9 protein-coding genes and 2 pseudogenes are annotated in these 12,863 nt (G+C 72.1%); 10 read left to right on the top strand and 1 reads right to left on the bottom strand.

Annotated features, from left to right (window positions below):
* Window positions 1–104 precede the first annotated feature (104 nt).
* Together KS423_RS08700 and KS423_RS08695 are read left to right on the top strand one after the other, a co-directional pair.
* Window positions 105–944, top strand: coding sequence for an RNA polymerase sigma factor SigF (locus tag KS423_RS08700; RefSeq protein WP_374119922.1), 840 nt, complete (start codon window positions 105–107; stop codon window positions 942–944).
* A 144-nt stretch (window positions 945–1,088) separates the two neighbouring features.
* The gene (locus KS423_RS08695; protein WP_224276850.1) at window positions 1,089–1,994 is read left to right on the top strand and encodes an RNA polymerase sigma factor SigF; all 906 of its coding nucleotides are present in this window, start codon (window positions 1,089–1,091) and stop codon (window positions 1,992–1,994) included.
* Here the strand turns inward: KS423_RS08695 and KS423_RS08690 are convergent.
* A complete protein-coding gene (locus tag KS423_RS08690) occupies window positions 1,981–2,970 on the bottom strand; it encodes a tyrosine-protein phosphatase (protein ID WP_224276848.1) in 990 nt (329 codons plus the stop codon). The two genes, KS423_RS08695 and KS423_RS08690, sit on opposite strands and share 14 nt — an antisense overlap.
* A gap of 352 nt (window positions 2,971–3,322) precedes the next feature.
* Between KS423_RS08690 and KS423_RS08685 the strand changes: the two genes are divergently transcribed.
* The 8 genes and pseudogenes from KS423_RS08685 to KS423_RS08650 all read left to right on the top strand — a co-directional run.
* Complete coding sequence (locus KS423_RS08685) at window positions 3,323–5,686, top strand: hypothetical protein (protein WP_224276846.1); 2,364 nt, start codon at window positions 3,323–3,325, stop codon at window positions 5,684–5,686.
* A 111-nt stretch (window positions 5,687–5,797) separates the two neighbouring features.
* Window positions 5,798–7,312: a GT4 family glycosyltransferase PelF gene (gene pelF, locus KS423_RS08680; RefSeq protein ID WP_224276844.1), complete on the top strand. Its 1,515-nt coding sequence runs from the start codon at window positions 5,798–5,800 to the stop codon at window positions 7,310–7,312.
* Window positions 7,313–7,412: 100 nt separating this feature from the next.
* Window positions 7,413–8,933, top strand: coding sequence for a hypothetical protein (locus tag KS423_RS08675; RefSeq protein ID WP_224276842.1), 1,521 nt, complete (start codon window positions 7,413–7,415; stop codon window positions 8,931–8,933).
* A 134-nt stretch (window positions 8,934–9,067) separates the two neighbouring features.
* Window positions 9,068–10,060, top strand: a complete 993-nt coding sequence (locus tag KS423_RS08670; RefSeq protein WP_224276840.1) for an SDR family NAD(P)-dependent oxidoreductase — start codon at window positions 9,068–9,070, stop codon at window positions 10,058–10,060.
* A gap of 75 nt (window positions 10,061–10,135) precedes the next feature.
* A pseudogene (locus KS423_RS08665) lies at window positions 10,136–10,837 on the top strand (NDP-sugar synthase); the annotation flags it as partial.
* 125 nt (window positions 10,838–10,962) lie between these two features.
* Window positions 10,963–11,880, top strand: coding sequence for an NAD(P)-dependent oxidoreductase (locus KS423_RS08660; protein ID WP_224276839.1), 918 nt, complete (start codon window positions 10,963–10,965; stop codon window positions 11,878–11,880).
* Window positions 11,877–12,572, top strand: coding sequence for a spherulation-specific family 4 protein (locus KS423_RS08655; RefSeq protein WP_224276837.1), 696 nt, complete (start codon window positions 11,877–11,879; stop codon window positions 12,570–12,572). Before KS423_RS08660 ends, KS423_RS08655 begins: the two co-directional genes overlap by 4 nt.
* 22 nt (window positions 12,573–12,594) lie before the next feature.
* A pseudogene (locus KS423_RS08650) lies at window positions 12,595–12,863 on the top strand (hypothetical protein); the annotation flags it as partial.

The following is a 12,863-nucleotide window of genomic DNA, read 5'->3' as shown; positions in this document are numbered from 1 at the left end:
TGATGCTATGACCGGTTTTGCCGGACATGGCGAGGTGGTGAACCAGCCGCGACACCCGCTCCGCAGGGCCCGCCGTTGACGACTTTGGGAGGGGTGAGGTGTCCGTGGACGAGGTGCTCGCTGCGATCACCAGCCCGGCCGGCGAGCTCCGCCCGGAACGGCTGCGCGGCCCCGGCGGCCGCCCCGTCGTGGACGTCCGGACGCTGACCCGGGTGCTGTTCGAGCGGCTCGCCGAGCTGCCCCCGGACGCCCCCGAGCGGGAACGGGTCCGGGCCGCCCTGATCGAGGTGAACATCCCGTTGGTCCGCTACGCGGCCACCCGCTTCCGCAGCCGCAGCGAGCCGATGGAGGATGTCGTCCAGGTCGGCACCATCGGCCTGATCAACGCGATCGACCGCTTCGACCCCGGCCGCGGCGTCCAGTTCCCCACCTACGCGCTGCCGACGATCCTGGGCGAGATCAAGCGCTACTTCCGCGACAACGTCCGCACCATGCACGTCCCGCGCCGGCTCCAGGAGCTGTGGGTCCAGGTCAGCGGCGCCATGGAGGAGCTGACGGTGCTGCACGGACGGGCGCCCAAGGTGCCCGAGATCGCCGCCAGCCTGCGGATCCCCGAGGAGGACGTGCGGGCCTGCCTGGATGCCGGACGGGCCTACAACGCGGCCTCCCTGGAGGCCGCGCAGGAGCACGAGGGCGGGCTCGCCCTGCTCGACCGGCTCGGCTACGAGGACTCCGCGCTGGCCGAGGTCGAGCACCGGGACATGGTCCGCCACCTGCTGGTCCAGCTCCCCGAGCGGGAGCGACGGATCGTGATGCTGCGGTTCTTCGCCAATCTGACCCAGTCCCAGATCAGCACCGAGCTGGGGATGTCCCAGATGCACGTGTCCCGGCTGCTCTCACGGATCCTGACCAGGCTTCGGACCGGCAACTCCTGGGAAGAGTGAGATTGCAGCGAGTTACCCCGGTGTGACATCTTGCGACGTTCGGGTTTGCCGTGGACCGTGTTCCGGTATGGAGGGGGAAGGCCCTCGTCGGGAACCTCCGCGCGACGGCCCCCGTTCAACCGACAGTCACAAGGGGGTGGGTGCATGTCCGGAGAGCTGGGCACTGCGGAGATCCACGCTGGACAGGCCAACGGCACGGCCGTCGTGGAGGACCTGGTCCCGCGGCAGCGGGTCGAACCGGTCCGGCCGCCCGGCCCCGACGCGGGATCCGAGACGCCGACCGGCTCCGGGCTGGACACCCGGACGCTCTCCCGCTCGCTGTTCCTGCGGCTGGCCTCGCTGGACCCCGGCAGCGCCGAACACACCTACGTCCGCGACACCCTGATCGAGCTCAACCTGCCGCTGGTCCGGTACGCCTCGGCGCGCTTCCGCAGCCGCAACGAGCCGATGGAGGACATCGTCCAGGTCGGCACCATCGGCCTGATCAAGGCGATCGACCGGTTCGACCCGGAGCGCGGGGTGGAGTTCCCGACCTTCGCGATGCCCACCGTGGTCGGCGAGATCAAGCGCTTCTTCCGGGACACCAGCTGGTCGGTGCGGGTGCCGCGGCGGCTCCAGGAGCTGCGGCTGGCGCTCACCAAGGCCGGCGACGAGCTCTCCCAGCGACTGGACCGCTCCCCCACCGTCGCCGAGCTGGCGGCCTGCCTGGGAGTCAGCGAGGAGGACGTGGTCGAGGGCCTCGCGGTCGGCAACGCGTACACCGCCAGCTCGCTCGACTCCGGCGCCGGCGAGGAGGACAGCGACGGACCGCTGGCCGACCGGCTCGGCTACGAGGACCTCGCGCTGGAGGGCGTGGAGTACCGGGAGTCGCTCAAGCCGCTGCTGGCCAAGCTGCCGCCGCGCGAGCGCCGGATCATCATGCTGCGGTTCTTCGGCAACCTCACCCAGTCGCAGATCGGCGAGGAGATCGGGATCTCCCAGATGCACGTCTCCCGGCTGCTCACCCGGACGCTGACCCAGCTGCGCGAAGGACTGATCAACGAGGGCTGAGCCGGCCGCCCGGGGCCGGGCCGCTCCGCTCGGCGCCCGGGCCGTCCAGCAGGTTGGCCCGCAGCCCGGCCAGCACCTCGTCGTCCAGCCCGAGCCCGTCCCGCCAGTACGCGTCGAAGCCGCCCCAGCCGGCCTCGACCTCCGCGAAGGCCGCGCCCAGGTAGCCGTCGTCGGCCCGGAGGACCGGCAGGAGCAGGTCGGGCTCGCGCATCAGGCCGCGGGTGCCGAAGTCGTCCAGCACCCGCCGCACCACCGGGGCGGAACGCTCGTTGGTGAGCAGGTAGTCGGCCAGGACGGTCCCGCGGTCCACCCCGAGGGCGGTCAGCAGGAGTGCGGCGGCCCAACCGGTGCGGTCCTTGCCCGCCGAGCAGTGGAACAGCAGCGGCGGCCCCTCCGGGGCGGCCAGCAGGCGCAGCAGGGCCGCGAAGCGCTCGCGCGCCACCGGATCCGTGACGAACCAGCGGTAGAGGCCGGTCATCAGGGCGGCCGCCCGGCCGTCGCCGAGCAGCGCCCGCTGGCGCTGCGGGCTGTGATCGGCCAGTGCCTCGCGGATCAGCAGGAAGATGTCGAAGTCAGCGGCCAGCAGTGGAAGATGATGGAGCGTCACGCCACCGGGCAGGCGGTCCAGACCGGCTTGGCGGACCTCGTCCATGCTCCGCAGGTCCACCACGCTGCGCAGGCCGAGCGCGCCGAGCGGGCCGAGGTCCTCGACGGTGACATGGTTCAGGCCATCGCTGCGCAGTACCACCCCGCACCGGAGAATCCGCCCGTCGGCCGCCCGGTACCCGCCCAGATCCCGGGCATTCAGCGCACCCCGCAAACCGAGACTGCGTCCGACCAGCGGCGTTCCGTCCGGCTCCGGTGACGCATTCCGCACGCCCCGGAATCCCCCGGCCCCGGTATGCTGATCGACCACGCGAGCGCCTCCATTGCATATTCGGACTGTCACATGGCACAGCGGTGCCCGATATTGCATGAACCTGCCCAACGGGGCGGAGGGATGTGCAAGAGTGTCATGCGTAACAACGACAGTGTAGGTCTCCCACCCGCCCCACCGAGCCACACCGTCGGTAACCACGTGTAGCGCTCAGCTTCCGGTTTTTCATTTTCAATTCACTATTTGCGCCGCCGGTGCGGTTCCGGTCACAATCAGCGCCTTCATGGCATCGCCATGAACGTTGGTAACAGGTTCGCTGCACTCTCGCCCAATTGGTCCCTCGCACCGCCGTCCCTCGACCAGGATGGGCCCGGGCAGCCTGCTGCCCGCGAACAGCTACACGGGCAGACGAGCGCCGAGCAGCGCCGCCCGCCCCAAGGGGAGGATCACCATGGGTCGAGCGACCCGAAGAGTCGCCGCGTGCGCGGCGGCAGTCCTGCTGGCCAGCGGCTTGCAGACCACCCTGGCCCACGGCGACACCGCGCCGCCCAGGATCGACCTCACCATCCTGGTCGTCGACGACGGCGGCCCGTCCGTCGCGGCCATCACCGCCGAGCTGAAGAGCCAGGGCACGCCCTACAAGGTCATCAGCCTCAATGACCCCAACCGTCCCGTCATCAACTCCGCTTTCCTGAGTGACACGGTGAACGGCCAGCCCCGGGGGAAGTTCCAGGGCATCGTGCTGCCCAACGAAAACCCCTTCCCCAACAGTGCCGCCGAGATGACCGCGATCGCGGGCTACGAAGCCGCATTCAACGTCCGCCAGATCGACGCGTACACGTGGGCCAGTCCGGCGGTCGGCCTGAACTACGCTCAGAATCCCGGATTCGTGGGCACGTTGGACGGATTCCAGGGCGCCACCACGACGGCCGGAACTTCGGGCCCGTTCGGGTACCTCAAGGGCAGCGTCCCGTTCGAGGACAACGACCCGAACGTCAGCGAGAGCTACGGCTACCTCGCCACTCCGCTCGCCGGCCTGCCGGCCGGCGCCTCGTTCGTCCCGCTGGTCGACGCGCCGATACCCAACGCGACCGCGCGCGGTTCACTGGTCGGCGAGTACACCCACGACGGCCGCAAGGAACTGGTCGTCACGTTCGTCTACAACCAGTACCAGCAGCAGTACCGCCTGCTGGCCCGCGGCATGGTCGACTGGATCACCCAGGGCGTCCACCTCGGCTACGACCGCAACTACTTCGCCACCCACGTGGACGACGTCTTCCTGGCCGACGACCGCTGGGACACCGTGCTCAAGTGCACCCCCGGTGACGTCACCTGTCCGCCCGGCACCCCGGACACCGCCACCCCGATCCGGATGACCCAGGCCGACGCCCAGCACCTCAAGCAGTGGCAGACGGCCAACAACTTCACCCTGGACATGGTGTTCAACGGTGGCGGCAGCGAGGACTGGAAGGCCGACCACGAGACCACCGTGGACGCCACGGCGAACCAGATGATCGCCGACCAGAGCAGCTACCGGTGGGTCAACCACACCTACACCCACCCGTACCTGGGCTGCGTCCAGGACGTCTCGGTGGTGCCGTGGCGCTGCTCCAAGGACGCCACGGGCAAGACGGTCTGGGTCGACCAGAACACCATCTCCGGCCAGATCAAGAACAACGCCGACTGGGCCACCGCGAACGGCCTCCAGTTCGACCCCCAGACCCTGGTCACCGGCGAGCACTCCGGGCTGCTGACCGCCCCGCAGGAGACCAGCGACAACCCGAACCTGGCGCCGGCGCTGGCCGCCCACGGCATCAGGTTCACCGCCAGCGACGCCTCCCGCGAGCCCGGCCAGCGGGCCGTCGGCTCGTCCACGCTGACCGTGCCGCGGTACCCGATGAACGTCTTCTACAACGCCGGCACGGCGAAGGAGGAGACCGACGAGTACAACTGGATCTACACCAGCACGGCCAACGGCGGCAGCGGCGTCTGCGAGAACAACGCCAACTCGACCTGCCTGCCGCAGCCGCTGGACGTCAACACCGGCTACCAGTCGTACATCGTGCCGCTGGAGGCGCGGATCGACCTCGGCCACGTGCTGAACAACGACCCCCGGCCGCACTTCGTGCACCAGTCGAACCTGTCCGAGGACCGCATCCTGTACCCGGTGCTGGAGAAGATCCTCGGCACCTACCGCTCGCTGCACGCGGACAACGCCCCGATCGTGAACCTGAGCCAGCGCGAGATCGGCCTGGAGTTCCAGCGCCGCGCGGCCTGGAACACGGCGCTCGCCTCCGGCCGGGTCACCGCCTACCGGGTCGGCAACACCATCACGGTGAACGCTCCGTCCGGCGTTCAGGTCCAGGCCACCATGCCGACCGGAACTGCTCAGAAGCTGGCCATCGGAACGACCGGGTTCGGTTCGCCCTACGCCGGTAGCCTCTCGGGTTGGGTGTCCCCGGGCGCACTGCAGAGCAGCATCACCCTGCAGCTGCCGTCCGCGCCGACCGCCCCGGCCGCCGTCGCGCCGAGCGTCGCGGCCAAGTCCGTCCCGGCCCCGGTGCCGGCGGACAAGAAGGTCGTGCCGCAGGGCGTCGCCACCCCGGTTCCGGTGGGCCCGAGCGACACCACGCGCAAGCCCGCTCCGTCCCTGGTCCCGGGTAGCGGAACCCCGGTGCCCGGCAAGGACCTCACCGCTGGCAACATCGGTCAGGGCGGAAACGGCCACGGCGACAAGGCTGCGACGAAGAACGGCAAGGCCTCTGGGGGGACGGCCGCGCCGGACAGCACCACCGGACGCTCCGGCAACCGGTAACCGGTACCACCCGCTGACGGGGTCGGGCCGGTCGCCCGGCCCGGCCCCACCACGGCTCCCGTTCCGGTCATCCAGGCCGGAACCGACGCAAGAACAGGAGGGGGGACAGGAATGCGCGTCACCCTGCTCACCGAGGGGACGTATCCGCACCAGCACGGCGGCGTGAGCGTCTGGTGCGACCAGCTCGTTCAAGGCATGCCCGACGTCGAGTTCGACGTCATCGCCGTCACCGGAACCGGCCACGAACCACTGGCCTGGGAGCTGCCCGCCAACGTGCGGTCGGTCACCACCGCACCGCTGTGGGGGGCGGCCTCGGAAGGCCGGCCACCCCGCGGCAAGGAGATGCGGCGCTTCCTCAACGCGTACGAGCGCTTCCTGCACTCCATCCTCGATCCGGTCTACACCACCCACTTCGGCACCGAGCTGTACAACTTCGCCGACCTCGCCCGGCACGGGCTGCTCAGCCCGGCGCTGCGCAGCGAGCGCGCGCTGCGCACCCTCCAGCACGTGTGGACCCGCGACTACCTGCCGACCGCCGTCTCCCGGCCCACCATGCACGACGCCCTGAACGCCACCGACCTGCTGGAGCACGCCCTGCGGCCGCTCTCGGTCGAACCGCCCAAGGACGGCGTCGCGCACGCGGCCAGCGGCGGGCTCGCCACCCTGCCGGGGCTGATCGCCGCCCAGCAGTACGGCGTACCGTTTCTGCTCACCGAGCACGGCATCTACCTGCGCGAGCGCTACCTCGGCTACCGCACCGGCCCGTACCGCTGGCCGGTCAAGGCGCTGCTGCTCGGCTTCTACCGGATGCTCGCCGAGGAGAGCTACCGGCAGGCCGCGCTGGTCACCCCCGGCAACCGGTACAACCGGCGCTGGGAGGAGCGCGGCGGCACGCCGTCCTCGCACATCCGCACCGTCTACAACGGGGTGGACCCGGCGGCCTTCCCGCCGGCCGGCCCCGAGCCCGAGACGCCGACCCTCAGCTGGGCCGGCCGGGTCGACCCAATCAAGGACCTGGAGACGCTGATCCGGGCCTTCGCCATCGTCCAGCGCGAGATCCCCGAGGCGCGGCTGCGGCTCTTCGGCGGCACTCCCAAGGGCGGCGAGGCGTACCGGGACCGCTGCATAGCCCTGGCCGCCGAGCTCGGCATAGCCGAGTCGGTGGCCTTCGAAGGCCGCGTCGCCGACATCACCGACGCGTACGCGGCGGGCAACGTGGTCATGCTCTCCAGCATCAGCGAGGGCTTCCCGTTCACCCTGATCGAGGCGATGTCCTGCGGCCGCGCGACCGTCTCCACCGACGTCGGCGGGGTGCGCGAGGCCGTCGGCGACACCGGACTGGTCGTCCCGCCGCGCGAGCCCGAGCCGATGGCGGCCGCCGCGATCGAGCTGCTGCGCGACGCCGAACGGCGCGCCCGGCTCGGCGAGGGCGCCCGGCTGCGGGTGATCGAGCAGTTCACCCTCCGCCAGAACATCGACGGCTTCCGCGGCATCTACACCGAACTCCTGGGCACCGCCCGCTGGATGCCCGGCGGCATGGTCGCCGTCACCGACCAGGTGCCCAGCCCCGACTGGGACCAGCAGCTGGCCACCGCCCGACCCGAGCCGAGCGAGGTGGGCGCGTGAGCGAGCGCAGCATGGGGGTCCCCCCGGCCGAAGGCTGGGGGAGAGCGATCAAGAGGTGCGCGTCCCGCGAAGCGGCCGCCGAGCGCAGCGAGGTGGGCGCGTGAGCGGCCCCCTGCGCCTGGTGCCCGGCGAGGCCGGCCCCGAGCACACCGTGCAGCTGCGCACGCTGCCGCTGAAGCGCCGTCGCCCCGCCCTGCCGGAGCCGGAGCCCGAGGAGTCGCTCTACCTCTCCGCGGACCCGCTGGACGAACTCGCCGAGCGCCTGCGCGACGTCTGCGCCGACGCCGTCCACCCGTACGAGATCGCGGCCTTCCTGGAGTCCGACGGCCTCTCGGACGAGCAGGCCGCCCTGCTGTACGGCCGCCCCGACGCGTTCACCGTCGCCGAGGAGCTGTTCGAGAAGGTCGAGCGCCGCTACCCCGGCCCGAGCTCCGAGTTCGCCAACCCCTGGCGGGCCGACCCCTGGCGCTGCGTGGTGCGCGGCCTGGTCTTCGCCCTGCCCGGGCTCGGCTACCTGCTGGGCGCCAACCTGTTCGCGACCACCCGGATGCGTTTCGGCCTGCCCTCGGGCATGCTCGCGCTGTCCGTCGCCACGCTGGTCAGCTGGGGCTTCAACCAGGCGCTGGCGCACCGCTCCTACCGCTGGCTGGGCCGGCTGCGCCGCCGCGAGGCCGCGGTCTGCCTGGCCGTCGGCGCCCCGGCCGGCGCACTGGTCGCGACTGCCGCCGCGTACGTGGTCGGCGGGCCGCTCGGCGCGCTGTGCTTCGCCGCCGGGCAGTCCTGCTACCTGGGCGCGGCCACCGTGCTGCTGGTGCTCGGGCGGGAGAAGTTCCTGCTGCTGGCGCTGGCCCCGGCCTCGGTCGGCGCCGGCGTGGTGCTGGCGGTGGACGTCCCGCAGCTGGTCCGTACGGTCGTGCTGCTCGCCTCGCTGGTGCTGGCGGTCGGACTGGCCGTCCGGGAGCTGCTGGTCTGCATCCGCGGCGGCGAACGCGAGTCCGTCGAGCTGAAGCTGCCGGTCCGCCAGGAGGTCCCGCACCTGCTGTTCGGCCTGGCCTGCGGTGCGCTCACGCTGATCGCCGGCCTCGGCGGGACCATCCACCAGGCCGTGCAGACCGGCGGCCACCCCGCGCAGGAGACGTCGACCACCCCGACCGGCCCGGCCATGATCGCGCTGACGCTCAGCCTGGGCCTCGCCGAGTGGCTGCTCTTCCGCTACCGGGCGCTGGCGGTGGCCGCGCTGCGCACCAGCCACACCAGCGGCCAGTTCTCCCGCCGCACGGGCGCGATCCTGCTCGGCTGCCTGTTCATCTACCTCACCACCGTGGCCGCGCTGGACGCAGCCGCGACCGTGCTGTGGCCCGGCGCCCCCGCGCTCGGCGTGCCGCAGCTCGGCGCGATGCTGCTCCTCGGCGGCTCGCTCTGGCTGGCGCTGCTGCTGAACGCCTTCGGGTTCAGCTGGAGCACCGCCCTCGTCTGTCTGGCCGCCGCGGTCGCCGAGAGCGCCGGGCTGCTGGCAGGTGCGGACCCGATCGTCCTGCAGCTGATCGGCTGCGGGACGGCCGCCGTCGTCCTCACCGCACTCGCCGGGCCCGCGCTCGGCCGCACCACCCAGCACCGCTGACACATCGAATATCACGCACGCCTCCTTTCGCGTGCACCGTCGTACCCGCTCCACCTGAGACACCCATCGGGCCACGGCGGCCGGCCGCCGCAGAGCGTCGGACCGCCCCGGCAGATCGAGAAAGCGAAATCCGTATGAGCAGCGTCGCGGTTACCGGAGCCGAGGGCTTCATCGGCTCCCACCTCGTCGAGACCCTGGTCGCCGACGGGCACCACGTCCGCGCGATGGTCCAGTACAACTCGTTCTCGTCCTTCGGCTGGCTGGAGACCCTGTCCCAGGAGGTGCTGGACTCGGTCGAGATCATCCTCGGCGACGTCCGGGACCCGGGCTCGGTCAACGGCCTGGTCAAGGGCACCGAGGCGGTCTACCACCTGGCTGCCCTGATCGCGATCCCGTACTCCTACCGCGCCCCCCACTCGTACGTGGACACCAACGTCACCGGCACCCTGAACGTGCTGGAGGCGGTGCGCCACCTGGAGATCCCCCGACTGGTGCACACCTCCACCAGCGAGACCTACGGCACCGCGCAGACCGTACCGATCACCGAGGACCACCCGATCAACACCCAGTCCCCGTACGCCGCCTCCAAGGCCGGCGGGGACCGGCTGGCCGACAGCTACCACGCCAGCTTCGAGACCCCGGTCGTCACCCTGCGCCCGTTCAACACCTTCGGCCCGCGCCAGTCGATGCGCGCCGTCATCCCGACCGTGATCGCCCAGGTCGCGGCCGGCCAGACCGAGATCACGCTCGGCGACCTGCGCCCGACCCGCGACTTCATGTTCGTCAAGGACACCGCCAACGCCTTCCGCACGGTGGGCACCGCGCCCGCCGAGGCGGTGGTCGGCCGGACCTTCAACGCCGGCACCGGCGGCGAGATCTCGGTCGGCGACCTGGTCACCCTGGTCGGCAAGCTGATGGGCGTGGACCTGGTGGTGAAGGAGGACGAGCAGCGCATCCGTCCGACCAACTCCGAGGTCATGCGCCTGGTGGCGGACGCGACCCGGCTGCGCGAGGCCACCGGCTGGGCGCCCGGCTTCAGCCTGGAGCAGGGCCTGGAGCAGACCATCGAGTTCTTCCGCGACCCGGCCAACCTGGCCCGCTACAAGACCGACATCTACAACGTCTGACCCGCCGTAACCGATCTTGCTCGTCCTGGTAACCAAGGTTCGTGTCCTGCACATCCTTTCCGTGGGGGAAACACCATGCACGCAGTGATCCTGGCCGGCGGTAAGGGCGTCCGTCTCCGCCCGTACACCACCGCGCTTCCCAAGCCGCTCGTTCCGATCGGCGACCAGCACGCGATCCTGGAGATCGTGATGCGCCAGCTCGCCGCCGCGGGCTTCCAGAGCGTCACCCTGGCCATCGGCCACCTCGGCCACATCATCCGCGCCTACGTCGGCAACGGCTCCCAGTGGGGCCTGCGGGTCGGCTACGCCGTCGAGGACAGCCCGCTCGGCACCATGGGCCCGCTGCTCACCATGCAGGAGCGCCTGCCCGAGTACTTCCTGGTGATGAACGGCGACATCCTGACCGACCTGGACTTCGCCGGGGTGCTCAAGCACCACGAGGCGTCCGGCGCACCACTGACCATCGCCACCTACGCACGTCAGGTCAAGATCGACTTCGGCGTGCTGACCGCCGCCGAGGGCACCATCACCGGCTTCCAGGAGAAGCCCAGCATCGACTACCGCGTCTCGATGGGCGTGTACGGCGTCTCCCGCTCGGCGCTCGCCAAGTACACCCCCGGCCTGCCGCTGGGCTTCGACGAGCTGGTGCTGGACCTGCTGGCCGCCGGGACCCCGCCCTCCGCGTACGAGTTCGGCGGCTACTGGCTGGACATCGGCCGGCCCGACGACTACGACCGGGCCAACGCCGAGTTCTCCACCATCCGCCCGGCCCTGATGCCCTTCGAGTCGCCCGACGTCACGCCGGGCGTCGCGGAGCTTCCGATCCCGGCCGCCCGCACCGCCCCTGACGACGCGCCCGCCGAGCCCGCCGCCGCAGGCGTCGAGAGTGACGGACGGGCCGCGTGAGAATCCTGCTCCTCGGCGGCGACGGCTTCCTCGGCCGTCACGCCACCGCCGTCCTGCGGTCACTGCCCGGTACCACCGTGCTGACCGCGGGCCGGCGGCCCGACCACGACCTCCGGCTGGACCTGGCCACCGCCCAGGCCGGCCCGCTCGGCGAGGAACTGTCCGCGCTGGCCCCCGACGCGGTGGTCAACTTCGCCGGCGCGGTGGCCGGCAGCGCGGTCAAGCTCGCCGAGGTGAACGCCCGCGGTCCGGCGGTGCTCTGCGAGGCGCTCTCCCTCGGCGCCCCGAAGGCCCGCCTGGTGCACATCGGTTCGGCCGGCGAGTACGGCGTCTGCGCGGAGGGCGAGTCGCTGTCCGAGGACGCCGACGCCCGCCCCGTCGGCGTGTACGGCGCGACCAAGCTGGCCGGCTCCCTCGCGGTGGCCGGCTCGCCGCTGGACGCCGTGGTGCTGCGGGTGTTCAACCCGGTCGGCCCCGGCGCCCCGGCGGGCTCGCTGCCCGGGCGGCTGGCCGCCGAGCTGCGCCGGGTGACGCCCGAGGGCGCCGACGGCGTGATCACGGTCGGCGACCTCTCCGCCTACCGCGACTTCGTCGACGCCCGGGACGTGGCGAAGGCGGTCGGCCTGGCCGTCACCGCCGACCGTCCGCTCCCCCGGGTGCTCAACCTGGCCTCCGGGCACGCCCGGCAGGTCCGGGCGATCGCCGACGGGCTGGTCGCCGCGGCCGGCTTCACCGGCCGGATCGACGAGAGCGGGGCGGGCTCCGAGCGCTCGGCCGCGGTCTCCTGGCAGCAGGCCGACGTGGCGACCGCCGCCCGGGAGCTCGGCTGGCGGCCGGAGACGGACCTCGCCGACACCCTGCGCGACCTGTGGCTCGGCACCGCCGGGCCCACGCCCGACCCGGTGGTCGCATGATCACCGGGCCCGCCCCCGACGGCCGCCTGCTGGTGCCGCTGTACGTCCACCCCGCGGTGGACCCGGCGGCCTGGCAGGCGGTCGCCGCCGCCGACCCCGCCCGGATCGCCGCCGTCGTGCTCAACCTCGCGGACGGACCGGGCGAGGTCCCGGACCACGTCTTCGCCGAGGCGGCCGACGAACTGCGCGCCGCGGGCCTGCCGCTGGTCGGCTACACCGACACCGACTACGGCCGCCGGCCACACGCGGCCGTGGTGGCGGACATCCTGACGTACCGCCAGAGACACGGCATCACCGGCGTCTACCTCGACCAGGTGACCACCCACCCGGGCGCTCTGCCGCACTACCGGCGGCTGGCCACGGCCGCCCGCGCGGCCGGCTGCGGCACGGTGGTGTTCGGCCACGGCGAGCACCCGGACCCGGGCTACGCCGAGGTCGGCCTGGCCGACCTGCTGGTCACCTTCGAGGGCGACTGGGACGCCTACCGCGCCATGACGCTGCCGCTGTGGACCGGCCGGCACGCGGCGTCACGCTTCTGCCACCTGGTCTACGACGTCCCCGTCGAGCACGCCCAGGACGCCGCCGCCCTGATCGCCGCCCGGCGAGCCGGCGTCGGCTGCGCCGTACCGGGAGCCGGGGAGAACCCCTGGCGCACCCTGCCGTACGGCCTGAACGCCGCTGAACTGACCTGACCCGATCCGGAGTCCGACTACCGTGAACCGTCGCAACCGGCTGCTTCCGGCCGCCCTGGCCCTCGCCACCGCCACCGCCCTGCTGGTCAGCTCGTGCAGCAGCTCGGGATCGGAGGACGACCAGGACTCGGCCGACGGCACCCCGAGCAACTCCCCTGCGGCCACCGCGCCGAGCACCCCGGGCACCCCCGACGCGACCGCCACCGCCCCGGGCACCCCGCCCGCCACCCCGGGCACTCCCGACGCGCCCGGCACCACCGGACCGGCCCCGGGTACGCCCGGCGGCAACAC

It is taken from the genome of Streptomyces sp. LS1784 (genome assembly GCF_020103755.1).
In the GTDB taxonomy this organism is placed as follows: Bacteria; Actinomycetota; Actinomycetes; order Streptomycetales; family Streptomycetaceae; genus Kitasatospora.
The sequence above is the reverse complement of the archived record's forward strand: the minus strand, read 5'-3'. Positions and strand labels throughout refer to the sequence as shown.

Bases quoted from the DNA above. Each gene is read 5' to 3' on its own strand.
- KS423_RS08695 (WP_224276850.1), top strand. From the start codon at position 1,089: ATGTCCGGAGAGCTGGGCACTGCGGAGATCCACGCTGGACAGGCCAAC.
- KS423_RS08690 (WP_224276848.1), bottom strand. From the start codon at position 2,970: ATGCAATATCGGGCACCGCTGTGCCATGTGACAGTCCGAATATGCAAT.
- KS423_RS08685 (WP_224276846.1), top strand. From the start codon at position 3,323: ATGGGTCGAGCGACCCGAAGAGTCGCCGCGTGCGCGGCGGCAGTCCTG.
- pelF (WP_224276844.1), top strand. From the start codon at position 5,798: ATGCGCGTCACCCTGCTCACCGAGGGGACGTATCCGCACCAGCACGGC.
- KS423_RS08670 (WP_224276840.1), top strand. From the start codon at position 9,068: ATGAGCAGCGTCGCGGTTACCGGAGCCGAGGGCTTCATCGGCTCCCAC.
- KS423_RS08655 (WP_224276837.1), top strand. From the start codon at position 11,877: ATGATCACCGGGCCCGCCCCCGACGGCCGCCTGCTGGTGCCGCTGTAC.